This window comes from Microbacterium marinum (genome assembly GCF_014204835.1).
Lineage (GTDB): Bacteria > Actinomycetota > Actinomycetes > Actinomycetales > Microbacteriaceae > Microbacterium > Microbacterium marinum.
The window spans coordinates 2,577,820-2,597,392 of record NZ_JACHMD010000001.1; the positions used below are offsets into that span (position 1 = coordinate 2,577,820).

Here is a 19,573-nt window from a genome sequence, read left to right on the forward strand (position 1 = left end):
CGGTGGCGCCTCGCGTCGGCGTGTCGCTCGAGCGATCCGCCACTGTGCACGCCAGGCGCGCGAGACGGTTCAGTCGCGGGGGCTCAGGAGGTAGGCGTTGAAGGACGCGGTGAGGTCGGCGTCGACGGCGAGGGGACGGTCGTCGACGGCGGTGATCGGGGCGGCGAGGCGGACGCTGGAGAGGAGCCACGCGGCATCCGCTTCGTACAGGGCGCTCACGGGCAGGGTCTCGTAAGCGGTCGCGAAGCCGCGGTCGGCGAGGTGCTCGAAGAGGCTGAGCTGGGTGGTGCCGTGGAGGATGCCACCGTTCGGCGCGGGCGTCACGAACGTGTCGCCACGCCGGATGACGAGCGACGCCGTCGGCGCTTCGAGCACGAAGCCGTCTGAGCTCACGAAGACCGCATCGTCGGCACCGCGGCGCTTCGCCTCGCGGATCGCGGCCATGTTCACCGCGTACGACAGCGTCTTCGCGCCCAGCAGCAGCCACGGCGCGCGACCGGGCAGGTCGATGCTGTACCCCCGGTCGAGGACGGCGACACGGATGCCGCTCGTGCGCGCCTCGGTGAAGTCGGCGGCCGGCGCGACGGTGACCCAGGCGGTCGGCGTGGGGCCGTGCTCGACGCCGCGGCTGAGGATGAGCTTGATGACCGACTCCCCCGCGCCACTGGCGGCCTCCGCGCGCCGGACGGCCTCGCGCCACTGTCCGAGGTGCGGGGCGGGCAGCTCGCAGATCTCCGCGGAGTGCGCGAGACGCTGCAGGTGCGCCTCGACCTCCTGCGCGTGTCCGTCGACGACACCGATGGACTCGAAGATCCCGTCACCGCGCTGCGTGCTGAGCTCGCCGACGGTCAGGGCGGGGGCCGACGGGTCGACCTCGGAGAAGGTCGAATCGAAGTCGGTGCGGGTGTCGTCGGATGCCGCGGGGTCGATCATGAGTGCGTAGCGCCAGGCCATGCGATGAGCCTACGCTCGGCGCCGGCGCTCGCCCCGCCGATGGCGTCGACACGCCCGGCGGCGCATTCCGGGCGGGATCCCTTCGGGCACCGTCCCGCGGAACGCGGACCGATTCGGCATCGATCGGAATACCTTGCGGCCCGATTCGTTACACTTTTCTAGCCGGGCCGCAGTAACCCCGGGCTCCATCTTCAGCCGCTCCGAGCGGCCACGCGCCGAGAGGCGTTCTGCGGTCCGGCACTTTTTCTGCCCGGATGCCGATGGGCACCGGCACCGCACCCCCGCCGCGCACCGGCACCGCACCCCCGCCGGGCACCGGCACCGCACCGCCGCGCCCGGCCAGATCCCCCGCGGCATCCGCTCAGGTGAGGCCTTCGCGCCGCCAGAGTCCGGCCGCGGCGTTCAGGTCGTCGGCGTAGGTGTCGAGGCGCAGGGCGCGCGTGGTGAACTGCGAAGCCCGGCGCGGCTCAGTCTGGTCGTAGTCGTCGGCGAGGTCGGTCGCGCCGGAGGCGACAACGCGCGCGAACGACGACGCACGCTCGAGCGCGAGGGCGAAGTCGCCCGCGAACACGCCGCGCAGGATCAGGTCGATGAGCGCGACGAGTTCGTCGGGGCTCGCCGGGGCGGGAGCGCCCGCGATGACGGGGTCGGCCGATGCGAGGCGCGTGCGTCCGCGTTCATACAGGAGCGCGGCGGTGGCGGCGTCGTCGTGGATCATCAGCTGCAGCAGGTAGAGCCGCCACAGCGTTCCGGGCAGTGAGCGCGCGGGCGAGTGCGACCACAGTTCCGCGATGGTCGCGATGCCGTGGGCGTCGGTGAAGCTGACGAGGCGGTCAACGACCTCGTCGTGCGGAGCCTCGCGCACACGGGAGAGCAGAGCGGATGCCGTGGCGTGCGCGACCCGGCTGGCTTCGGCGGGGTCGTCGGCGGCGAAGTTGCGGTCGAACGAGTCGGGTGAGCGGCGGACCGGTTTGTGGAAGTCGCGGGACGCGTCGGACATCCCTCCACGGTACCCGCGGCGGGACGGGCGGGCGCCGCACCAGCGACACGCCCCAACCACAACGCCCCGCTACCGGATCGGCAGCGGGGCGTCGCGCGGGGTGGGTCAGGCGTCGCCGGGGTTGGTCGGGATGGCGATGATCGGGTCGGTCGTCGGGGTGCCATCGGGCGATCCGCCCTGCTCCTCGACCGTGACCGCGATGATGTCGCCAGGCTCCATGTCGCCGTCCAACAGGGCGGTGATGTCCTCGCCGGGCTCGAAGGTGCCGGCGGCGATCGGCTCGTCACCACGGACGTACCAGAGCTCGAAGCTGCGGTCGTCGGCGATCTCGGGCGTCTCGGCGGTGGTCAGCACGACCTTGCCGACCGACGGCGACCAGTGCACGGTCGCCTCGCCACCGTCGGCGAACTGACCGACGACCGACTGCGCGTCGGGCGCCGCTTCGATCTGCTCGAGCGCCTGCACCTCGACGGGTGTCCGCACCTGTTCGACGATCGCGCCGACTCCCCAGCCGATGCCGACCAGCAGGGCAGCGGATGCCACGAGCGCGAACAGTCCGCGGGTCCAGTTCTTGCGCTGGATGGTCTGCACGACCTCGGTCGGCGGGGCGGTGGGCGCCACGGGCTCAGCCTCGGCGGCGACCGGGGCGGGCACCTCCGGCACGGGCGGAACGTCAGCGGCGGACGCGTCGGCAGCCGGCGCCTCAGCAGCAGCAGCCGGCTCGTCGACCACCGGCACGTCGCGCGCGGGCTTCGAAGCGGCGGGCCCGCCCGCGAACGAGGCAGCGACCTGCGGCATCCCGGCGATACGGGCCAGCAGCGCGGAACGCACCTCGCTCGGCGGCTCTTCCTCGCCGAAGCCCTCCGCGAGGAGAGCGCCGGCCTGGGCATCTGCGGCGACGAGGTCAGCCCACTCCGGGTGGGTCTCGAGGGCAGCACGGTAAGCGCGCTCGTCCTCGGGGCTCAGCGCGTGGAGCGCGTGTCCGGCCGAGAGCTCGGCGAAGTCCTTTTCGTTCACAGTGTCACCCCCATCTCCTGACGCAAGCGCGATAGGCCATCACGCATTCGGGTCTTAATCGTTCCTAGCGGCGCTCCCACCAGCGCTGCGATCTCACTTTGGCTGTACCCCCCGAAGTAGGCGAGGGTGAGGGCTTCGCGTTGCGGGTCGGGAAGCGTTCCGAGGGCCCGCACGACGCGGCGTCCTTCGATACGCAGCTCGACCTGCTCTGCGATTCCTTCTTGAGGCGTGTGCGCGTCACGGGCTCCGACGCGCACATCTCGATCTGTACTTGCTTGCGATGCGCGCACCCGGTCTACGGCTCGGCGATGCGCGATCGTGAGGATCCAACTTCTTCCTTGCCCCTTGTTCGGAGCGAAGGCGGCAGCGGATTGCCACACCTCGAGGAAAACTTCCTGCAGCACTTCTTCGCTCTGAGAGGGGTCGACGAGGACCCGCCGGATGAGTCCGAAGACGCGGGACGAGAGCATGTCGTAGAGGTCGGCGAAGGCGGCCTGGTCGCCGCTGGCGACACGCACCAGCAGGTCGGCGGCGTGATCCGCCGCGGGCCCGTCTTCGGGGACGTCTACACCGTCGATAACCATCCCGATAAGCATGCCTCATCCCCTGCTCCGAACCGAATGTGAACGGGCCTTTTCGCGACCTCGGCGTCGGCTCGTACGGAGCCGAAATGGATTCATTTCGAAGAATCTCGAAAAACTTGCAATCCATTCCCTGAGCTACTCCGAAGACCAGACATCGCCGCCGCAGAGGGCGGTCCCAACACATGGAGGTAATCATGCTCAGCACGAAGAAGAAGATGACCGCAGCACTCTCTCTGACTCTGGCCGGAGCCTTCGCTCTCGCCGGCTGTTCGATGGGGTCCACCGGCACCGACAGCTCGACCGACGAGTCGATGGAGTCGCAGGCACCCATGGAGTCGCAGGCTCCTGAGGAGACGGACGAGGGCACGATGGACCCGGCCGCCAACCTCGTTGGTGCCGGCTGCGCCGACTACGCCGAGGCTGTGCCGGATGGCGCTGGTTCGGTCGAGGGAATGTCGCAGGACCCGGTTGCGGTCGCGGCATCCAACAACCCCCTTCTCAAGACGCTCGTCTCGGCGGTCAGCGGTGAGCTGAACCCCGACGTCAACCTCGTCGACACGCTGAACGGCGACGAGTTCACCGTGTTCGCCCCGGTGGACGAGGCGTTCGCGAAGATCCCCGCCGAGACCATCGAGGGCCTCAAGACCGACGCCGACACGCTGTCGTCGATCCTGACCTACCACGTGGTCCCCGGCCAGATCGCTCCGGACGACATCGACGGCACCCACGCCACGGTGAACGGTGCTGACCTCGAGGTCACCGGTTCGGGCGACGAGATCATGGTCAACGGCGACGCCACGGTCATCTGTGGTGGCGTTCAGACCGCCAACGCGACTGTGTACCTCATCGACACGGTGCTGATGCCCCCGATGTGATCACGGTCTTCTAGACCGGCGACGCCGTTGAAGCTCTGCGGGCTTTGACGGCGTCGCCTTTTTCGTGCGCTCCGTCCGCAGGGGGATGCCGCGTCGCACCGCCGTCGGTAGCGTCGAGGCATGAGCAGCACCGACGAAGACTCCGAAGACGGCGGTTCGACGAACGGGCTCACGATGGGAATCGCCCTCGGGATACCCATCGGCGGGACGATCGGGCTGCTGTTCTTCGACAACTTCGCGATGGGGATTGTGTTCGGCCTCTCCGGCGGCATCCTGATCGGGATCATCGTGGACTCCTGGAAGAAGCGCTGACGCGCGAAGCGCGAGCCGCGCGGGCCGGTAGGCTTGACCGCTGAGGGCCTCTAGCTCAGTCGGTAGAGCATCGGACTTTTAATCCGCGGGTCGTGGGTTCGAGCCCCACGGGGCCCACCTCTGGATAGGCATCGAAGCCCTGATGGCTGCGCTCAGCGCCCACTCGGCAAGTGACGAGCGCTATTCGTCGTCGTCCCATTCGTCTCGCAGTTCTTTCGTCAGTACGGCTACCTGCACTGTGAGTGCACCCAGCAGCTCCTCGCGGTTGAGCCGGTTGGTCGTGCGGTAAGCCCATGACGTATACCCCTCGTCGTCGAGAGTCTTCACGAGTACAAACGCCTCGACCGGGGTCGCGCCTGGCTCGAGCGCGTGCACCTCAAGGCCCGGCAGCGCTTGTGCAATAGGGATGCGCTCCTCACCGGGCTCAGGTATTCCGGAATGACTTCCCATCTGGCCATGTAATCAGATAGATCGCCTCGTCCTGGCAGCACGATCACTCGACTGCGTGAGGTCCGCACGGCGATGCCCACGGGCGCGCCTGCGTACATTGGCGCTCGGCCGCTACTCGACTCGCACGAGAGTCTCTGCCGGGACGCAGCTCCCTTACGCTCGCATACCGGACGGCCAGCGGGCGTCTTTCACGGCGGCCCTTCTGAGACACCTGTTCGCGACGGCGGCTCGCTGTGGTGGGCGCACCGCAATCTTCTCGCGCGCCGACCGACACTCGTGCGAGGCGAGTTCTCGACTGGAAGTGCGAGAAGGAGGAGTGCATCGCCACCCCATATCCTGCAGGGGTGTCTCAGAGCGCTGCCGTCGACCTCCTTCGTGGCATCGGTGTGATCCTCACGCCAGGTCTGAGCGATGCGGAGATCGTGGCCGCTCAGTCCGCGTACGGCGTGCAGTTCGGCGCCGACCACCGCGAGTTCCTATCCGAGGCGCTACCCGTCGGGGACCGGTGGTTCAACTGGCGAGACCTGGACGATGATCGCATCCGGGCCGCGATCTCGTGGCCGCTGGAGGGCGCACATTTCGATGTTGAGAACAACGAGTTCTGGCCTACGTCGTGGGGTGCGAGGCCGTCGGACGAACGGGCCCGCCGCGAGGTAGTTGATACTCAGACCAGTCTGTGGCCGCAATTGGTGCCGCTATACGGGCACCGCTACCTCCCCGCCGCCCCGCACGGAACCCGTGCTCCTGTCTTGTCCGTCTACCAGACTGACGTGATCGTGTACGGAGACGACTTGCTTGACTACCTGCACCGCGAATTCGGTGCCCGGGCGCGCCCGGACGAGACACGCATCACCGCAACCGATCTTCCCCCCTGGACCCTGCTCGCGTTCGGCCACGACATCCCCTGAACCGCGGCGAAACACCGCTCCGCGCATCCACTCGAAGCCCGGAGAGCGACCGTGATACGTACGCCGAGGGTTCGCGTCGTGTATTGGCGCTCGGGCGCCAACCGGCACTCGACGCGCGATAGTACGCATCAGCGGCTATGCGATCGGCAGCCCGACCCTGGACGCCCAAGTTCGCGCGTCAAGCAGCCCTTCGCATGGCCCCAAGCATTCATCGCAGTGCAAGCGTCCCGCCTGCGCGAGCGCACGAGCCTCAAAGTCGAGATCGTCAGTGACTTCGATCTCTCCGAACCGCGCCTGCGGGTACATCGGTCGCGGGACCATGGAGACCTCGTGAGCGCTGAAAGCCACGCCAACGGGAGTGGCCGTAGCGGCATAGGTTTCGCCGTCAGTGTGCTCGCAGTTGGACTCGTGACAGACGTTGCATGAACCGTCTCCTCCGCGCTTGACATGGTCATATGTCGTTCCCGGGAGGTGATCACAGTCCTCCATCGGCTTCTCGCACACCGAGCAAACAAACGATCCCGTGATGCCCGCGGAAAAGCCGACCCGGATGTGCGCCAAGGAGAACGGGCATGTTGTCCAGTAGGCGTCGTCTCGGAACTCAATGGGGCAACCCAACAAGCCACGACGCAACTGAGCGGCTCTATGCACGGCCTCGTGCGCGGCTTCGCCGAGCGCGTGATCTTCGAGAAAGTTGAGTGCCCTTACGGCAGCCTGTTCGGCTGATCGGATGTGCGGTTCGGCGTCGGCGATCTTGGTCCCGCCAATCTGACGTCGACGGTCGGCCCAGAGCGCCTTCAGCGTCGAGTGCTGTTCAAGTCGCGCCTCATCGTCTTCTGACTCGATGGGATGCACATCGAGATCCGTGGGGTTCAACGAGCCCAGGGCGATAATCGCTAGTCCAATTTCGCTCTCTGCGACGAGGAGCTGTTCGCGTCCATTCATGTCGAGGTACGCATCTCGCAGCGGTCCTCGCGGAGGCGGAACTGGACCCCACTGAATTATCGTGCCGCCAACGCGCATAGTTCAGTCATCCAGCGCGCGAAGCTCGCGTATCGCGTCGATCACATCTGACCCTCGCCCCTTTACCCGAAGCCCGACGAACTTGCCCTTCTTCGGTTTCCACTCGGCGATCTCGAGTTCCATCTCGCGCTCCAGCGCCTCCGACTCAGACAGCCCGGTCACTTGACAACGTGAGGTGATCCATGCGGTTACCGCCATGATCAACCAGTCGTTGAGGAAGCCGTAGCACGTAAGCGCCAGCTCCCAGACGCCCGGGTCATGCGAGTACTCGGACACGAATCGACGGTCACCAGGGATGGGGGCGAACTGTACCTCCGCCCCGGCTGCGCGTGCATACTTCGGAAGAAAGCGGACGGAGTCGTCGAAGACCGTAACGGGCAACTCGTCCACGACTACCGTCCGAGTCGGCAAGACGTAGACCGTATGCATGACGAGCGCGTCGGTGTCCATCTCGACTTCAGGAGTCCACGACTCGATTCTCACGGCTGGGAAGGAGGCCTCGAGATCTGCTGCGCTCATGAGCAGATCCTCGCAGAACCAGTGTCTCAACTTCCATGTCTCGTGAGGCGACCGGCAAACGGCCGCGGGTGACGATACTCAGCCGCCCGGCCCGCTGATATCGATGCGCTCGAACAAGTGTCTGTGCATGGACTCAGTCAATCGGTGCCGGTGGGTCACCACGCCGTGCTCGAACGGGGAGTACCGGACGACGCCGTGTACGCCTCGCGCTGCCGCGCCTGCGGCGATGCCCTTGCGAACGTCAGCGCCGTGCTTCTCCCAGAAGTCGACGTGCTTGTTGAGGTAGCTTTCGATGGCTTCCAAGTCCGCCACCATCGAATCCGAGTCTTCGCCGAACAATCGAGTCTCGCGGAGCTCTCTCGCGATTGCCTCGAACACAAGCTGGTGCTCGCTGAGTTGCATCATCGCCTCGTGGAATCCGGACGCCTGCCACTCGTCGATCTCAACAAGGCTCGCGGAGTCACCGAACCCAAGGCTCTTCAGTCGACGACGCACCGCCTTGACGCCGTTGTACGCGGACACAACTTGTAGGAATGTCGCGAGCTGGCGGTCGTGCAGTTCCCGCTCCCTCTGAAGCCGGCGCTCGTGCTCCTCCAAATCCGTCTGTCTCTCGCGCGCGGCGGCCTCGTGATCCCGCTGCTGTTGTGCCGCGAGCTCAGCCCGCTCCGCACTCCGTTGTTCTGTACCTCGTTGCCAGCCAGCGGTGAGAAGGCCTCCGAGCACACCCAAAACGAGCAGCTGCATGCCGGCCTTTCCGGCCTCCAGCCAGAGCTCGTCGGGACGGTTCGTGAACACTGCGCTGAGATACACAAGCAGCGCACCCGACAGGACGACCGTCAGCGTGCTGATGACGAGCCAAGTCAATGCCTTCTTCGTAGAGTCAGTTCCCCGAGGACCCTTCATTGGACGAATGCTACGCCGTGCCCGCGATCGTCCATCGGAGCCTCCGGTTAACCACCCGCGCGGGGGAGGCATCCAATGCGCAATCTGACTTGGACGGCTAAGCGGGCTGGCCTACGCGTGCCAGATGTGCTCGTGCACAAGCCTGCGCGGAGTGACTGTGCGCACGGCGACTGCTGCTCGCGGGAGGATTCGCGCTCATGGTTTACTTCGAAGGATGCCTGTCCCGTTCCCGCCTGACTGCCCGCCTGCCGACGCCGCACCAAAGCCGGGAAAGTACTATCGCCTAGCGCCGAAGGGCATGTCCGTTGGTGATGCGGCGACGGCGATTTGCTGGCGTCGCCCGTACGAGACACCCCGGGGCGAGCTGTTCGGCAAGGAGGACGACTGCGAGGCGCACGGCCTGTCAGTTTTTGCGGATCTCGCCGACGTCCGCGGAGCGACCGCGTTCACACCGTGGGTCAGGGGTAAGTCGGTGGCTGAGGTTACGATCGGTGCGTTGGACGGCCCCCTCCGTCACAGCCCCACGTCGGAGGGCCACAGTCACCACGACTGGTGGACGAACCCCTATGACTTGGTCCCAAAGGGCGCAATCGTGGAAGTGCTGGAGGTGAGCTAATGGATTTCGAATCGCTCGATCTCGTCGGCACACCCTTCGAGCACGTCGAGACGTACGTCTACTTCGACGGCCGGCGCACGTTCGCGATGCGGTCGATCGGCATGCCTGACCTGTATTACATCGTGAACACCGTCGACGAGGATGAGGAGACGGGTGACCTCGTGACGCTCGCCGTCGCGGTCAGCGGTGATCGCTTTCGTGCGATGCGGGCAGGTATCGTGCCGTTCCGCGAGGTGTTCGCGGAGGCCGCGCGAAGCTCCCTGTTCCGCGTCGACTGGGCGTGGGTCGAGGACGCGTTCGGCGGCCAGGGATCCGTCCCGACAATCTCGCAGCTGCTGGGGGAAGACCTACCGGCCCGGTGGTTGCCGAGCGAGGACGCTCGGCTATCACTGCCCACGGCGACCGTCGAGCCGTACGAGCCGTCGAGACTCGTTGCGCTCGCCCAGGCGCAGTCGCGCACGCTGTTCGCGATCGAGGTCGAGCACGAAGGCGCGCGCATCACGGAGTTTCCTGCCCGTAACGCAGGCGAGCTGCAGGTCGCCGTCGACGGCGCCATCGGGTCGATCGCGAAGGAGTACGTGGGCAAGCGAAAGTCGCCGATCACCCGCGAGCTGCGCGTCTCGACCCTCGAGCTGCAGGCGGCATCATTCGTGCTGGTCATGGCGATTGACTCAGCTGGCGTCGTCGAGCCGACTGACGTCACCTCGAACGTCTTCGAGCAGCTCTCGTCATTCATTGCAGCTGTGGCGACGAACGAAGGCCCGCAGCTCCTGCAGGAGCTCAAGAAGCACTCTCCGAAGACTCGTGGCCGGCTACGCGCAATGCTCAAGCCGCTCGCCGCAGTCGGGAGCGGCCTCACGCTGTCGACTGCAATCGCTCACACCAACCTGGTTCAGGCCGTTTCGGCTGAGCCCGTCAGCGTGCGGGCGGCGATCGAGTTCATCGACAACGCGCCACCCGAGGTGAGCCACGTGAACGTTCGTCGTGGGATCCTCACTGGCCTCGTGCTGCGCACCCAGCGGTTCGAGATCATCGACGCGGCCTCCAACACCGCATACAAGGGGGCGATGTCCGATGAAGCGACCGCCGAAGCTGACGGGCTCGCCGTGGGAAATGAGAGCTTCGTCACAGCGACGATCCGGGTCGAGACGCCACTCACGAATGACGACGAGCAGACGGCCGGCGTTAAGTACTACCTCGAGTCGATCGAGACGTTCGTCCAGGGCGCACGGCCCGACGTCGACAACCCGGACGCAGACGACACAGCTACGTAGGCCGCGCTTCAGCTTCCTCGACGCCGATCCCGAGCGAGCGCGAGCACGCGGAGAGTGCCGCTCAGAGTACCCAGAGGCCGACTCGCCGGCCAGGAGCGCAATCGCACCGGCCAGCCGCGTCGACGCCGTGAATCATCGCGCGCCGGTCAGGAGGACCCGTGCACCTCGAGATCCCCCGAGCGCCTACCCTCGAGCAACTTGCGAGCAAAGAGTGCTCGCTCGAGGCGGGTTCGACCGAGGTTTATGACGGGACGGCATGACAGTGCACATTTCGTCGATATCCGCGCCGACAACGTGCGAGTCGACACTTGGTAGGGATCAACGAGCGCAGGCGACAGGCGAAACGGCTCCTACGTGACCGTGCATCCGTATCACGAGCGGTTTCAGCAGAGTTCCTCTATCTCACATTGTGCCGCGTAAGACGAAGTGAGGTGCCGCGAAAACCGAAACCGCGGGCAACCGAGGGGGTATGGTGTCCACATGCCGAAGCCAACCTTCACCTCCGATGCCGACGAATCCAATCTGTTCCCCGAGGATGCCCCGCCGAGCACCGGCGTGGAGACACGTCAAGAGTACGTGCGTCGAGGCGCGAGCGGCTACACCAAGGTACGCAACGCGTTCGTCCAGTCCCCCCGCACGTCCGAGCGAGGACAGAGCCACCCTGGGACTCTCCCGAAGTTCGCACGCAACCACCGCGCGGCGGTGCTGTACCTGGCTCTCCTCACCAACTGGTCGTGGTTGTCCCGCAGCGATGAGGCACTCCCCGCTGACACATGGATTCGGTTCCTCACGTGCGAAGCTTCGGGCGCCCTGACGTGGAACGCGCAGTCCCTCTCCCACGCCTGGGGGGTTCTCGAACAGAATCAGCTCGTCACCCGCACCCACCAGAAGCGGCTCAAAAAGGTCACACCGCTGCACGAGAGCGGTTCTGGCGATGCGTACAAGCGTCCCGAGGGAAGTGCCGGAGACAACTACTTCATCCTGCCCTCGGCGTTCTGGACCGAGGAGCTGCACGGCACGCTCAGCTGGCCCGCACTCGCGGTGCTCCTGATCCTCCTAAAGGAGACCGGACAGGAGCCCTACGCTGAGCTGCCCGTGGACCGCGCCGACCGCTATTACGGCGTCTCCCGAACTGCCGCGGAGAAGGGCCTAGCCGAGCTACGGATGCTGGGACTCGTGGAGAGCCGAGAGCGCTGGGTGTCCGATCCGGACTCCGGGGAGGGTCGCCGACGAACGTCCCTGCACGTGCTCCACGGCGAGTTCTCCCTGAGGGCGCGCAAGGCTCTCCAGCAGGCCGCGCAGGCTCGACGCCAAGGCAAGCAGCCGGACCCCGCAAGTAAGGAGGTGATGGACGATGACAACGCCGAATCCGAAGAAGGCTGAGACCAAGGCGGGTATGTGGTCCACCATCACCGCCGCGGTCGAGGGCGGTTGGGGGGCGACCGGCCGCCTGGTCGTCATCCTCGCAGTAGTGGCTGCCGCGATCGTCGCAGTCATCCTTGTGTCCGGCGGCGGCGCGGTGATGATGGGACTGCGAAGCCTGGTTCTTGGCCTATAGGCGTCGGCAGGGCGCACCGCCATGCCCGGATGGAGCACATCGCACAACGTGTCGCTCAGAGGGGATCGCGGTGTTGATCCGTCCACAGTCCACATGCAGCGTCGCCTCTTGCGCCCGCTGTGGTCCCTCATCCGGGCAATGCCCGCACGGGGATCCGGTCGAGCCACACCAAGTCGAGAGACCGCGAGGTCGCGCCGAAAACGTCAGAGCGAGGTTTCGGAGGGTGGCCGTTTCGGCGGGGGGGGTTCGGCCACCGCATCGACGGCGTGTCGTGACATTGGCAGCCGAGACGACACCCCTGCCGGAAACGATGGCGTTTTCGGCGCGGCGAGCACAGTGCATCCCGTCGGTGACAATGGTCGTATGAGGCTGCATCGGGGTGCTCGCGCTGCGCGCGGTGGTCTGGTGGCGCTGTTCGCGACGTTCGTCGCGCTGCTGTCTCATGTCGCTGGTGGTGGTGAGGTTCCGGGCTGGCTCGGGGTGTTCGTGCCGCTGGTGTTGGCGTCCGCGGTGTCGACGGTGGTGGTGAGTCACCGCCTGTCGATGTGGCGCCTGTCCGTGGCGGTGATCGCGTCGCAGCTGCTCTTCCACACCTTGTTCACCCTCGGCGGCCCCTCAGGCGCTTTTCTGCTTCACGGGCACTTGCACGGTCACCACGACGGGGAGGTCGCAGCCTCGGTGGCGACGGTCACCGCCACCACGACCCATGACCATGACGGCGGGGTGATGTGGGCTGCCCACGCGGTCGCTGCGGTGATCACGGTCGCGGGTATCTATGTCGGGGAACGGTCTGTGCTGCTTGCCGCGGCTGCCGTCAGGGCAGCACGGACGTGGCTGGACCGGAAAACCATCTCTTTCACGGCCACACTCTCCGCGACCTTTGACTCTCCCCGCCAGGTGGTCCGGGGCGTCGTGCGTGCGTTGCGGTCGCTGTGCGTTCTCCCGGGGGATCGGCATCGCGGCCCCCCGCTGTCTTTCGGTATCTGACCTTCTCCACGCGGCGGCGCGTCGCCGTCGCGGACCCGCGCATTACTTGCGGCGGGTGTCAGCTCGTTCCCGCTCACACTGTCGGGAACATTCCGAAAGGATGCCCATGCGGCACACACATCTGTTCAGCGGCGCTGCGGCCGCAGTCCTCGCAGCACTCCTCATCACCGCCAGCAGCGCTCCGGCGATCGCGCACGAAAGCCTGACCTCGAGTTCCCCCACCGAGGGTCAGCAGTTCGACACCGCCCCGCAGCAGGTCGAACTCGTCTTCACCGACGAAGTCCTCCCCCAGGGCGCAGAGATCGCCGTGGTCGACGACGCGGGCGAGGACTGGGTGGACGGTGAGGTCACGATCGACGGCTCCGCCGTGACGGTGCCGCTTGCCGCCGACATGCCCGACGCGGGTTACGAGGTGCAGTGGCGGGTGGTCTCCGGTGACGGGCACCCCATCTCCTCCACCATCCCGTTCACGGTGGGCGATGCGGAACCGGTCTCCGAGGCCCACGACGACGGGCACACCTCGCACGCGGACGCCGAAGCCGAAGAGTCTGACCAGTCCGCCGGACTCCCTACGTGGGGCGTCGTGACGCTCGCGGTCGGCGGGGTGGTCGTCGCCGCTGGTGTCGCGTTCCTCGCCGTCACTCTCGCGCGTCGACGCCGCTCGTGATGCGTCGCGCGTAGTCCCATGGAGGGTGGTTCGGGCTAGCTCTTTCTCAATGCCGGCTCGGGCCACCCTCTCGTGTAGTACTATCTGCGTATGCACGTAGATACGAATGCGGATGATCTCACTCCCGGGAGCGAGTACGTCGAAGTTGCCGTCGAGGTATTTCGTCTCCTGGCGGACGCGACCCGCATCCGTATCGTGCTGGCGCTGCGCGACGGGGAGCAGTCGGTGAACACCCTCGCGGAGCTCGTCGACCGCAGCCCCGCCGCAGTCTCCCAACACCTCGCCAAGCTGCGCTGGGGAAAGATCGTCCGGGTCCGGCAGGAGGGCAACAAGGCGTTCTACCGCCTGACCGACGAGCACGCCATGCGTCTCGTCGTCGAAGCGATCCGCCAAGCAGAGCACGCGGTGGACGAGACCCCGGGGCACCACGCATGATCCGCGTCCTCCGAAACGCGACCTACCGGGCGCTGTTCTCGGCGCAGGTCCTCGCCCTCCTAGGCACCGGACTGTTGACGGTCGCGCTCGGTCTGCTTGCGTTCGACCTTGCAGGCGAGAACGCCGGCGCCGTGCTCGGCACCGCCCTGACGATCAAGATGATCGCCTACGTCGGTGTCGCTCCGCTGGTCGCCGCGCTCGTTGACCGGCTCCCGAAGAAGGCCGTGCTGGTCGGGGCGGATGCGATCCGTTTCGCGATCGCTCTGTCCCTGCCGCTGGTGACGGAGACGTGGCAGATCTACGTGCTCGTGTTCGTCCTGCAGTCAGCGTCCGCAACGTTCACGCCCGCGTTCCAGTCTCTCATCCCGAGCGTGCTGCCTGAGTCCCGCGACTACACCCGTGCGCTGTCGCTGTCGCGCCTCGCGTACGACCTGGAAGCGCTACTCAGCCCGATCATCGCCGCAGCGCTCCTCACCGTCGTCTCCTACAACAACCTGTTCCTCGGTACCGCCCTCGGCTTCGCCTGCTCCGCCGTCCTCGTCGTGACCGCGAAGCTCCCCGCTCGAGAACCCGTCACCTCATCGGACACGTTCTGGCAGCGGCTCCCTACCGGTGTGCGCGTGTTCGCACGCACCCCCACGCTCCGGTTCGTGATGCTGACCAACATCGTCGTCGCCGCCGGCACCGCGATCGTCCTCGTCAACTCCGTCGTCTACTCCCGCGGCGTGTTCGGGCTCGACGACACCGCCCTTACCCTCGCCCTCGCCAGCTACGGCATCGGCTCCCTCGTCGTCGCCCTCAACGTCCCCTGGCTCGTCGACCGGTTCGGCGTCACCCGCCCCATGCTCCTCGGCGGCACCCTCATCGTCCTCGGACTCACCGCCGCGACCCTCATCACCGGGCTACTCACCTCGAACCCCAGCGGGTGGCCGCTGCTGCTGGCGACGTGGGGTGCGCTCGGCATGGGCACCTCACTCGTGAACACCCCGTCATCACGCCTGCTCGCGGAAGCCTCCACCCCGCAGAACCGGAACCTGGTCTACACCGCCCAGTTCGCGCTCTCCCACGCCTGCTTCCTCATCACCTACCCCATCGCCGGATGGCTCGGCGGTGCGAGCCTCCTCGCAGCCGCGATCACCCTCACCGTCCTCGCGGCCGGCGCCCTCGCGGCCGCATTTCTCCAAGCAGAGAACACCCACCGCCGACGTGGTGTCGCTGAGATGGACGACGACAGCTCGACACGCGAAGCAGCATCCGCACCGGAAACGCCTGCCGAAACCACGTAACGGACACCGTTTCCGGCCCGCCGCGGTAACCAAAAACCGTCGTGCCACCGAAAACGATCGTTTCCGGCAAGCGCTCGATCCGAAACAGGTCGCGCGTGGAGCCGCAGCTGTGCACTTGGTCGCACGCGACCGCCCCGCTTACGCGCGATGCCCGATTAGGGATCCACCCTGATGCGCGGCTGTCTCGCGAGTGGCACGCTCGGCGCCATGGATGGAATACAGATTGGCTACGCCAGAGTCTCCACGACCGATCAGGACCTCACCTCACAGCGCGATGCGCTGCTAAGACTCGGGGTTCTTGATCCGAATATCTACGTCGATCACGGGCTGACCGGCACGAACCGCTCGAGACCCGGGCTGCGCGAAGCGCTTGCGGCGGTGCGAGCAGGCGACACGCTCGTGGTCACGAAGCTCGATCGGCTTGCCAGGTCGGTGCGAGACGCGCGTGACATCGCCGACGAACTGACGATCAAAGGCGTCGCGCTCAGTCTTGGAGGGAGTCGGTACGACCCCACAGATCCGGTGGGCCGGCTCCTGTTCAATGTGCTCGCCATGGTTGCAGAGTTCGAACGCGATCTGATCAGCATGCGCACAAAGGAGGGGATGGCGGTCGCTCGCGCGAAAGGACATCTGAAGGGCAGACAACCGAAGCTGTCGAACACGCAACGCAAGCTCCTGTTCGACGTGCAGGACCGCGGCGAATACACCCAGGCCGAGATCGCTGAACTGTTCAGCGTGTCCCGCGCGACCGTGTACCGCGAACTCCAGCGCCGACGCGTGGCATTCCTCGCCACCTGCGAGGCGCACATCTTCTGAACAAGCCGCCACTGCGGCGACGACCCTTGCCCTCAGGGCGCCGCCGCACCCGGCTCGGTCTGCACGCCGTCTCCAGGCGTGTTTCCGTTGGGCCTTCACCCAGTCACGAGGCTGACCCCGCCGCGCTCGGCACCTCACCCAGGGAGTAGTACACCGGGATGCCACGGCTCTGCGCGATCGCGACATCTTGGTCTGCGCCGCGAGAGTCGCCGGACAATCGCAGCACCGCGTCGCAGTGCTGCAGCAGCCGTTCGGCCGTCGGATACATCACGTCGGCCGCCAGCGGATCGGTGGGCCCACTCGCTCCGGCGCTCTCCAGCACGGGCAGGGCGACCCACTCGCCGATCATCGGCACGTGGCCGGCTTGGAAGATCGGCCAGGCCGCCTCCTCCAGACGCTTGAGGTTCCGGGCCATCAGTTCGGGGTTCCCGTTTGTGCCGGATGCGTAGGGCCCGGCGATCAGAATCAACATAGGCTTGGTCATATCCGGCACAATACAGCAGAAACGTGCAGAAACAGGAAGGACCGCACAATGCTCGCTGCGGCACGCAAGCACCTCCTCCTCGAACGCCTCCGCACCGACGGGCGCATCGTCGCGAAGGAGATCGCTGCTGAGCTGGGGCTGTCCGAGGACAGCATCCGCCGCGACCTGCGCGAACTCGACGCCCAAGGTCTCGCCGTGCGGGTTTACGGCGGGGCCCTCCCCGCCTCACCAGCCACAGCCGATTACGCAGCACGCTCGATGGTCGCGCCCGAGAGCAAGCGTCGGGTCGCAGCGGCAGCAGTTCGGCTGATCGAGCCGGGCGCGACCATCATCCTGGACGGCGGAACGACGACGCTCGCCATGGTCGACGCGCTCCCGAAGAGCTTCCGCGGCACGATCATCACCCACAGCCCCACCATCGCCGCCGCCCTCCTGGACCACGAGGCAGACATCTTCCTGATCGGCGGACAGATCTTCAAACACTCCGCGGTCGCCTGCGGGGCGGCCGCCGTCGAGGTCGCGAACAGGATCAGCGCCGACCTCTTCTTCCTCGGCGTCACCGGCATCCACCCCACCGCCGGACTCACCACCGGCGACCCCGAAGAAGCCAGCATGAAACGCACCCTCGCCGCCCGCGCCGCAGAGACCTACGTACTCGGCAGCGACGAGAAGATCGGCGCCGCCTCCCGCTACACCGTCCTCCCCTTCGACGACATCGCCGGCGTCATCACCGACAAACCGAAGACCGACCCGACCTCGCGCGAGCTGGCCAAAGCCGGCATCAACCTCGTCCACGCCGACTGAGGGTTACGGTTGCCGAATGCTCCGCCTCATCGCCAGGGTCTATTGGACGTTCAGCAAGTGGACGCTCGCGACCGAGCCCGCGCCCACCCGGCCCACCGTCGTCCTGGGTGCGCCGCACACCTCCAACTGGGACTTCGTGCTCATGCTCGCCATCGCATGGCGCCTGAAGATGCGGTTTCGCTGGCTGGGTAAGGAGAGTCTCTTCCGCGGCTGGCGAGGCCCGGTCATGCGGGCGATCGGCGGCATCCCGGTCGACAGGGCCAACCCTGCCGGGGTCGTCGACGACCTCGTCGGCCGTATCCGCGACGGTGACGTCTTCGGCCTCGTGGTGACACCAGAAGGCACCCGCGGCGGCGTCGGCCACTGGAAGTCGGGCTTCTACCGCATCGCGCGCGAGGCCGGCCTCCCCGTCACCCTCGGGTACGTCGATCGCACCACCATGACCACCGGGCTGGGACCCACGCTCACGCTCACCGGAGACGTCAGCGCAGACATGAACACCATCCGGGCGTTCTACGCCGACAAGTCCGGATTCCTTCCCGCTCGGCGGGTCGAGCCACGCCTGCGCGAGGAGGACGAGCCTCGTCCGACTGCCTCGGCGTAAGCGTCAGCCGCCGATGGCGCTCATGTGACAGACGGGTCGGAGGAACGACGAGCCGTTGATCGCGCGTCGCTCAGACGAGGTCCAGCGACAACATTCCGTCAGGAATGTCCAACGCGATGCCACTCAGCTTTGCGAAGCCGATGAGTCCGATCAGCGCGGCGACATTGATGACAACGGAGCACCAGAACGCCCGACGGAATGAGCGTTTGCGGGTCTTGTGTCGAAACAGCTGCTGAGCGATGAGGGCTCCTGGCCAGCCACCGAACAGGCCGAGCATCACGAGGCTCTGCTCCGAAACCCGTCGGCGACCGCGGCGCGCGGCTCCCTTATCGACGCCGTAGGCCGCAATGGTGATAACGCTCAGGCCGGCGTAGAGCACCGGCATCCACCAGGGAAGATCGAGCACGAAGTAGGCGATCGTGAATGCGGCGAGGAAGGTGCCGAACACCGACCAACTCAACGCCGGCGGCAAAGGTCGCGAAAAGTCACGCGGGCGATCAGATGCGCGCCGGGGTCGGTCGTATCCGATGGTCACTCGCTGATCCTAGGGCGTGTTGATCAAGTCATCTGCCCTTGTCTCGGTGAGCCTTGAACGGTGATGCGACACGAGATCTCTGACGAGGCGTGGGCCGTGATGGAGCCGTTGATGCCGACGGTTACGGGCCGGTCGAGGCCGTGGACGAATCATCGGCTCGCTGTCGAGGGAATGGCGTGGAAGTACCGCACCGGCGCTCCCTGGCGGGACGTGCCGGAGCAGTATGGGAAGTGGAACTCCATTTACAAGCGGTTCAGCCGATGGGCCGCGGACGGCACCTGGGAGAAGCTGCTCGCGGAGGTCCAGAGGCAGGCAGATGCCGCCGGGAAGATTGACTGGGTGGTCTCGATCGACTCCACGATCGCGCGTGTGCATCAGCACGGCGCGACCCTGAAGCGGGACACAGGGGGCTCTACCGAATGACAGGAATCCGTGGGTCGAGCCGCCGGATCACGGGATCGGACGCTCTCGCGGCGGACTGACAACCAAGCTGCACATGGTCTGCGATGGCCGTGGCCGGCCGTTGGGAATGCTGATCACCGGCGGCAACGTCAACGACACCACGATGATGACCGCGGTCCTCGAAGACATTCGCGTGCCCCGCGCCGGTAAGGGTAGGCCCCGAACCCGCCCGGACCGGGTTCTTGCCGACAAGGGCTACCCTTCGAAGGCGAACCGCGCCTGGCTTCGCAGCCGCGGGATCGCTGCGACCATCCCGGAGCGTGACGACCAGATCGCGCACCGCCGGAAGCGGCCGGGTCGGCCGATCGACTTCGGCGACCAGCAGCAAGCTCGCTACAAGGGGCGCAACGTGGTTGAGCGGTGCTTCAACCGGCTCAAGCAGTGGCGCGGGATCGCGATGCGCTCTGACAAACTCGCCCGCAACTACCGCGCCGCGATCTGTCTCGCCGGAACTTTGATCTGGGTCAAGACCGGCGCGCGCTGAGTGGACTTGGGTGAGC

24 protein-coding genes and 1 tRNA gene are annotated in these 19,573 nt (G+C 66.5%); 15 read left to right on the plus strand and 10 right to left on the minus strand.

Translation table 11 applies throughout. The annotated features are described in order from the left end of the window. Window positions 1-69: 69 nt before the first annotated feature. From BKA24_RS12695 to sigK, 4 genes are all read right to left on the minus strand, one after another. On the minus strand, window positions 70-954 hold the full coding sequence (locus BKA24_RS12695; RefSeq protein ID WP_184218798.1) for an aminodeoxychorismate lyase: 885 nt from the start codon (window positions 952-954) through the stop codon (window positions 70-72). Between the two features lie 361 nt (window positions 955-1,315). Beyond that, a complete protein-coding gene (locus BKA24_RS12700) occupies window positions 1,316-1,954 on the minus strand; it encodes a DNA-directed RNA polymerase subunit beta (RefSeq protein WP_184218801.1) in 639 nt (212 codons plus the stop codon). Between the two features lie 105 nt (window positions 1,955-2,059). Continuing rightward, entirely contained in the window at window positions 2,060-2,971 is a 912-nt protein-coding gene (locus tag BKA24_RS12705) for an anti-sigma factor domain-containing protein (protein ID WP_184218804.1), read from the minus strand. Next, on the minus strand, window positions 2,968-3,555 hold the full coding sequence (sigK, locus tag BKA24_RS12710; RefSeq protein WP_246367096.1) for an ECF RNA polymerase sigma factor SigK: 588 nt from the start codon (window positions 3,553-3,555) through the stop codon (window positions 2,968-2,970). Before sigK ends, BKA24_RS12705 begins: the two co-directional genes overlap by 4 nt. A 194-nt stretch (window positions 3,556-3,749) precedes the next feature. On the opposite strand from sigK, the gene BKA24_RS12715 reads away from it, so the two are divergent. From BKA24_RS12715 to BKA24_RS12725, 3 genes are all read left to right on the plus strand, one after another. After that, a complete protein-coding gene (locus BKA24_RS12715) occupies window positions 3,750-4,430 on the plus strand; it encodes a fasciclin domain-containing protein (protein ID WP_184218810.1) in 681 nt (226 codons plus the stop codon). A gap of 120 nt (window positions 4,431-4,550) precedes the next feature. Continuing rightward, entirely contained in the window at window positions 4,551-4,742 is a 192-nt protein-coding gene (locus tag BKA24_RS12720; RefSeq protein ID WP_184220936.1) for a hypothetical protein, read from the plus strand. Between the two features lie 44 nt (window positions 4,743-4,786). Next, window positions 4,787-4,859: transfer RNA gene (locus tag BKA24_RS12725), tRNA-Lys, on the plus strand. A gap of 63 nt (window positions 4,860-4,922) precedes the next feature. Here BKA24_RS12725 and BKA24_RS12730 read toward each other — a convergent pair. Then, window positions 4,923-5,192 (minus strand): hypothetical protein, encoded by a 270-nt coding sequence (locus tag BKA24_RS12730; protein ID WP_184218813.1) that lies wholly within the window; start codon window positions 5,190-5,192, stop codon window positions 4,923-4,925. A 344-nt stretch (window positions 5,193-5,536) separates the two neighbouring features. Between BKA24_RS12730 and BKA24_RS12735 the strand changes: the two genes are divergently transcribed. Continuing rightward, window positions 5,537-6,100, plus strand: a complete 564-nt coding sequence (locus BKA24_RS12735; protein ID WP_184218816.1) for an SMI1/KNR4 family protein — start codon at window positions 5,537-5,539, stop codon at window positions 6,098-6,100. A 135-nt stretch (window positions 6,101-6,235) separates the two neighbouring features. On the opposite strand, the gene BKA24_RS12740 is transcribed toward BKA24_RS12735, so the two are convergent. From BKA24_RS12740 to BKA24_RS12750, 3 genes are all read right to left on the minus strand, one after another. Then, window positions 6,236-7,045, minus strand: a complete 810-nt coding sequence (locus BKA24_RS12740) for a hypothetical protein (protein WP_184218819.1) — start codon at window positions 7,043-7,045, stop codon at window positions 6,236-6,238. A gap of 81 nt (window positions 7,046-7,126) precedes the next feature. Next, the gene (locus BKA24_RS12745) at window positions 7,127-7,642 is read right to left on the minus strand and encodes a hypothetical protein (protein WP_184218822.1); all 516 of its coding nucleotides are present in this window, start codon (window positions 7,640-7,642) and stop codon (window positions 7,127-7,129) included. Window positions 7,643-7,720: 78 nt separating this feature from the next. After that, on the minus strand, window positions 7,721-8,506 hold the full coding sequence (locus BKA24_RS12750) for a hypothetical protein (protein WP_184218824.1): 786 nt from the start codon (window positions 8,504-8,506) through the stop codon (window positions 7,721-7,723). Window positions 8,507-9,160: 654 nt separating this feature from the next. Here BKA24_RS12750 and BKA24_RS12755 point away from each other — a divergent pair. The 8 genes from BKA24_RS12755 (at window position 9,161) to BKA24_RS12790 (ending at window position 16,184) form a co-directional block, all read left to right on the plus strand. Then, window positions 9,161-10,435: a hypothetical protein gene (locus tag BKA24_RS12755; protein ID WP_184218827.1), complete on the plus strand. Its 1,275-nt coding sequence runs from the start codon at window positions 9,161-9,163 to the stop codon at window positions 10,433-10,435. A 480-nt stretch (window positions 10,436-10,915) separates the two neighbouring features. Beyond that, window positions 10,916-11,818, plus strand: coding sequence for a hypothetical protein (locus BKA24_RS12760; RefSeq protein WP_184218830.1), 903 nt, complete (start codon window positions 10,916-10,918; stop codon window positions 11,816-11,818). Then, the gene (locus BKA24_RS12765; RefSeq protein ID WP_184218833.1) at window positions 11,790-11,993 is read left to right on the plus strand and encodes a hypothetical protein; all 204 of its coding nucleotides are present in this window, start codon (window positions 11,790-11,792) and stop codon (window positions 11,991-11,993) included. Before BKA24_RS12760 ends, BKA24_RS12765 begins: the two co-directional genes overlap by 29 nt. 405 nt (window positions 11,994-12,398) lie before the next feature. Continuing rightward, window positions 12,399-12,980, plus strand: coding sequence for a hypothetical protein (locus BKA24_RS12770; protein WP_184218836.1), 582 nt, complete (start codon window positions 12,399-12,401; stop codon window positions 12,978-12,980). Window positions 12,981-13,086: 106 nt separating this feature from the next. Then, complete coding sequence (locus BKA24_RS12775; protein ID WP_184218839.1) at window positions 13,087-13,647, plus strand: copper resistance CopC family protein; 561 nt, start codon at window positions 13,087-13,089, stop codon at window positions 13,645-13,647. A 90-nt stretch (window positions 13,648-13,737) separates the two neighbouring features. Beyond that, the gene (locus BKA24_RS12780; RefSeq protein ID WP_184218842.1) at window positions 13,738-14,082 is read left to right on the plus strand and encodes an ArsR/SmtB family transcription factor; all 345 of its coding nucleotides are present in this window, start codon (window positions 13,738-13,740) and stop codon (window positions 14,080-14,082) included. Continuing rightward, window positions 14,079-15,368, plus strand: a complete 1,290-nt coding sequence (locus BKA24_RS12785; RefSeq protein WP_184218845.1) for an MFS transporter — start codon at window positions 14,079-14,081, stop codon at window positions 15,366-15,368. The genes BKA24_RS12780 and BKA24_RS12785 overlap by 4 nt, the downstream gene beginning before the upstream one ends. Window positions 15,369-15,575: 207 nt before the next feature. Beyond that, complete coding sequence (locus tag BKA24_RS12790) at window positions 15,576-16,184, plus strand: recombinase family protein (protein WP_184220791.1); 609 nt, start codon at window positions 15,576-15,578, stop codon at window positions 16,182-16,184. Between the two features lie 103 nt (window positions 16,185-16,287). On the opposite strand, the gene BKA24_RS12795 is transcribed toward BKA24_RS12790, so the two are convergent. Further along, the gene (locus BKA24_RS12795) at window positions 16,288-16,668 is read right to left on the minus strand and encodes a TIR domain-containing protein (protein ID WP_184218848.1); all 381 of its coding nucleotides are present in this window, start codon (window positions 16,666-16,668) and stop codon (window positions 16,288-16,290) included. A 48-nt stretch (window positions 16,669-16,716) separates the two neighbouring features. Here BKA24_RS12795 and BKA24_RS12800 point away from each other — a divergent pair, with 48 nt between their 5' ends. Beyond that, complete coding sequence (locus tag BKA24_RS12800) at window positions 16,717-17,472, plus strand: DeoR/GlpR family DNA-binding transcription regulator (protein ID WP_184218851.1); 756 nt, start codon at window positions 16,717-16,719, stop codon at window positions 17,470-17,472. 16 nt (window positions 17,473-17,488) lie between these two features. Continuing rightward, a complete protein-coding gene (locus tag BKA24_RS12805) occupies window positions 17,489-18,076 on the plus strand; it encodes a 1-acyl-sn-glycerol-3-phosphate acyltransferase (protein WP_184218854.1) in 588 nt (195 codons plus the stop codon). Window positions 18,077-18,146: 70 nt separating this feature from the next. Here BKA24_RS12805 and BKA24_RS12810 read toward each other — a convergent pair whose 3' ends face one another. Further along, on the minus strand, window positions 18,147-18,611 hold the full coding sequence (locus tag BKA24_RS12810; protein ID WP_343066122.1) for a DUF1294 domain-containing protein: 465 nt from the start codon (window positions 18,609-18,611) through the stop codon (window positions 18,147-18,149). Window positions 18,612-18,674: 63 nt separating this feature from the next. On the opposite strand from BKA24_RS12810, the gene BKA24_RS12815 reads away from it, so the two are divergent. Beyond that, window positions 18,675-19,557, plus strand: a protein-coding gene (locus BKA24_RS12815; protein ID WP_246367098.1) for an IS5 family transposase whose coding sequence is annotated in 2 segments (ribosomal slippage) — window positions 18,675-19,028 and window positions 19,030-19,557 — 882 coding nt in all. Because the reading frame shifts where the segments join, the coding sequence is not laid out codon by codon here. The last annotated feature ends 16 nt before the right edge of the window (window positions 19,558-19,573 follow it).

What these genes read in the sequence shown, in the direction of transcription:
- BKA24_RS12695 (WP_184218798.1), bottom strand. Translation starts at nt 954, where the DNA reads ATGGCCTGGCGCTACGCACTCATGATCGACCCCGCGGCATCCGACGAC.
- BKA24_RS12790 (WP_184220791.1), top strand. Translation starts at nt 15,576, where the DNA reads ATGGATGGAATACAGATTGGCTACGCCAGAGTCTCCACGACCGATCAG.
- BKA24_RS12765 (WP_184218833.1), top strand. Translation starts at nt 11,790, where the DNA reads ATGACAACGCCGAATCCGAAGAAGGCTGAGACCAAGGCGGGTATGTGG.
- BKA24_RS12720 (WP_184220936.1), top strand. Translation starts at nt 4,551, where the DNA reads ATGAGCAGCACCGACGAAGACTCCGAAGACGGCGGTTCGACGAACGGG.
- BKA24_RS12780 (WP_184218842.1), top strand. Translation starts at nt 13,738, where the DNA reads ATGCACGTAGATACGAATGCGGATGATCTCACTCCCGGGAGCGAGTAC.
- BKA24_RS12745 (WP_184218822.1), bottom strand. Translation starts at nt 7,642, where the DNA reads ATGAGCGCAGCAGATCTCGAGGCCTCCTTCCCAGCCGTGAGAATCGAG.
- BKA24_RS12795 (WP_184218848.1), bottom strand. Translation starts at nt 16,668, where the DNA reads ATGACCAAGCCTATGTTGATTCTGATCGCCGGGCCCTACGCATCCGGC.
- BKA24_RS12700 (WP_184218801.1), bottom strand. Translation starts at nt 1,954, where the DNA reads ATGTCCGACGCGTCCCGCGACTTCCACAAACCGGTCCGCCGCTCACCC.
- BKA24_RS12805 (WP_184218854.1), top strand. Translation starts at nt 17,489, where the DNA reads ATGCTCCGCCTCATCGCCAGGGTCTATTGGACGTTCAGCAAGTGGACG.
- BKA24_RS12730 (WP_184218813.1), bottom strand. Translation starts at nt 5,192, where the DNA reads ATGGGAAGTCATTCCGGAATACCTGAGCCCGGTGAGGAGCGCATCCCT.
- BKA24_RS12775 (WP_184218839.1), top strand. Translation starts at nt 13,087, where the DNA reads ATGCGGCACACACATCTGTTCAGCGGCGCTGCGGCCGCAGTCCTCGCA.
- BKA24_RS12785 (WP_184218845.1), top strand. Translation starts at nt 14,079, where the DNA reads ATGATCCGCGTCCTCCGAAACGCGACCTACCGGGCGCTGTTCTCGGCG.
- BKA24_RS12740 (WP_184218819.1), bottom strand. Translation starts at nt 7,045, where the DNA reads ATGAATGGACGCGAACAGCTCCTCGTCGCAGAGAGCGAAATTGGACTA.
- BKA24_RS12715 (WP_184218810.1), top strand. Translation starts at nt 3,750, where the DNA reads ATGCTCAGCACGAAGAAGAAGATGACCGCAGCACTCTCTCTGACTCTG.
- sigK (WP_246367096.1), bottom strand. Translation starts at nt 3,555, where the DNA reads ATGGTTATCGACGGTGTAGACGTCCCCGAAGACGGGCCCGCGGCGGAT.
- BKA24_RS12760 (WP_184218830.1), top strand. Translation starts at nt 10,916, where the DNA reads ATGCCGAAGCCAACCTTCACCTCCGATGCCGACGAATCCAATCTGTTC.
- BKA24_RS12755 (WP_184218827.1), top strand. Translation starts at nt 9,161, where the DNA reads ATGGATTTCGAATCGCTCGATCTCGTCGGCACACCCTTCGAGCACGTC.
- BKA24_RS12800 (WP_184218851.1), top strand. Translation starts at nt 16,717, where the DNA reads ATGCTCGCTGCGGCACGCAAGCACCTCCTCCTCGAACGCCTCCGCACC.